This window comes from Acidovorax sp. KNOB132 (genome assembly GCF_057541515.1).
Map to the genome: position 1 here is coordinate 1 of NZ_BAAJYT010000430.1, position 2,044 is coordinate 2,044.

Below are 2,044 nucleotides of genomic sequence, written 5' to 3' on the forward strand. Positions count from 1 at the left end.
TGGTGGACATCGACCACTTCAAGCGCATCAACGACGGGCTGGGCCACCTCGTGGGCGACCAAGTGCTGTGCCGCGTGGTCGACGCCATGGGCGAGCGCCTGCGGGCGCAGGACATGATCGGGCGCTACGGCGGCGAGGAGTTCCTCGTGGTGCTGCCCGACACGCCGCTGCACGGCGCGCGGCAGCTGGCCATCCAGCTGTGCCGGGCGATCGAGCAGACGCGCTTCGACCTGGGCGGGCACACCGTGCCGGTCACCCTGAGCATCGGCGTGTTCGGCGGACGCATCGAGGAAGGTGACAGCTGGGACATGCTGATCGCCGCCGCCGACCGCGCCATGTACGAGGCCAAGCGCAGCGGACGCAACCGCGTTGCCGTCGCGGGCGATCTGCGCGGGGTGGTGCCCGCCTCCGCACTGCACGACAATCCGGAAACCCTTCCTCCACCGGAGCGGTGAACTGCAACGCACCGGCGCGCCCGCCGGATGCCGCGGCCGGTGGCAGGATCTTTTCCTGGAATGCCCCCGAGGAACCGCCATGAACGCCCGCACCGCCCCCGACCTCCTGCAACCCGCCGAAGCCCTGGCCCACGTCAGCCGCCAATGGGACGGCGACATCCTGCGCCAGCTCACCGAATACATCGAAATCCCCGCCAAGTCGCCCGGCTTCGCCCCCGACTGGGAGCAGCTCGGATACCTGGACCGCGTGCTGCGCAATGCCGCGAACTGGGTCGAAGCGCAGAAGGTGGCGGGCCTCACGCTCGAGATCGTGCGCCTGCCCGGCCGCACGCCGGTGCTGTTCTTCGAGGTGGCCGCCACGCAGCCCCAGTCGAGCCAGACCGTCCTGATGTACGGCCACCTGGACAAGCAGCCCGAGTTCGAGGGCTGGCGCAAGGACCTGGGCCCCTGGACGCCCAAGTACGAGGACGGCAAGCTCTACGGCCGCGGCGGCGCCGACGACGGCTACGCGGTGTATGCCAGCATCGCCGCCGTGCAGGAGCTCAAGCGCCAGAACGTGCCGCACCCGCGCATCGTCGGCCTGATCGAGACCTGCGAGGAAAGCGGCTCGGGCGACCTGCTGCCCTACATCGACCTGCTGCGTACCCGCTTAGGAAGCGTGGCCCTAGTGATCTGCCTCGATAGCGGCGCCGGCAACTACGACCAGCTGTGGCTCACCACCAGCCTGCGCGGCATGGCAAGCGGCACGCTCAAGGTGGAGATCCTCACCGAGGGCATCCACTCGGGCGATTCGTCAGGCCTCGTGCCCTCGTCGTTCCGCATCATGCGGCAGGTGCTGGACCGGCTCGAGGACAGCGCCACCGGACGCCTGTTGCCCGCCAGCTTCCACTGCGACGTGCCCACCGACCGCCTGGCGCAGGCCCGCGCCACCGCCGGCATCCTGGGCGAGGAGGTGTACAAGCGCTTTCCCTGGGCGCACTACGACTGCGGCGGCTCCACCACCTTCGCGCTGCCCACCACCACCGACCCGGTGCAGGCCCTGCTCAAGCGCACCTGGGAGCCCACGCTCAGCGTGACCGGCGCCGAGGGTTTTCCGGCCCTGAAGGACGCGGGCAACGTGCTGCGCCCCTACACCGCCTTCAAGCTCAGCCTGCGCCTGCCCCCGCTGGTGGACGCCGCGCAGTGCGTGCAGGAGATGAAGGCGCTGCTGGAGGACAACGCGCCCTACCAGGCCAAGGTCACCTTTGAGGGCGGCGGCGCGGCCAGCGGCTGGAACGCGCCCGACACCGCGCCGTGGTTCGAGGGCGCGCTCAATGCCGCCAGCCAGGCCCACTTCGGCGCGCCGTGCGGCTACATCGGCCAGGGCGGCACGATTCCGCTCATGAACATGTTGAGCCAGGGCTTTCCGAAGGCGCAGATGATGGTCTGCGGCGTGCTGGGCCCCAAGAGCAACGCGCACGGCCCCAACGAGTTCCTGCACGTGCCCTACGCCAAGAAGCTCACCGCCGCCGTGGCGCAGGTCATCGCCAGCCTGCCGCCCGCCGGCGCCCAGGACGGCACGGCCACCGCCGCGGCCGCCTGAAGCCGCT

Annotated in this window: 2 protein-coding genes; both read left to right on the forward strand. The window is 70.4% G+C overall.

What is annotated here, in order from left to right:
- On the forward strand, nt 1-455 hold a 455-nt coding region (locus tag AC27IO_RS23395; protein ID WP_487090949.1), incomplete at its 5' end, for a GGDEF domain-containing protein.
- Nucleotides 456-534: 79 nt separating this feature from the next.
- Nucleotides 535-2,037: a M20 family metallopeptidase gene (locus tag AC27IO_RS23400; RefSeq protein WP_498741058.1), complete on the forward strand. Its 1,503-nt coding sequence runs from the start codon at nt 535-537 to the stop codon at nt 2,035-2,037.
- Nucleotides 2,038-2,044 lie beyond the last annotated feature (7 nt).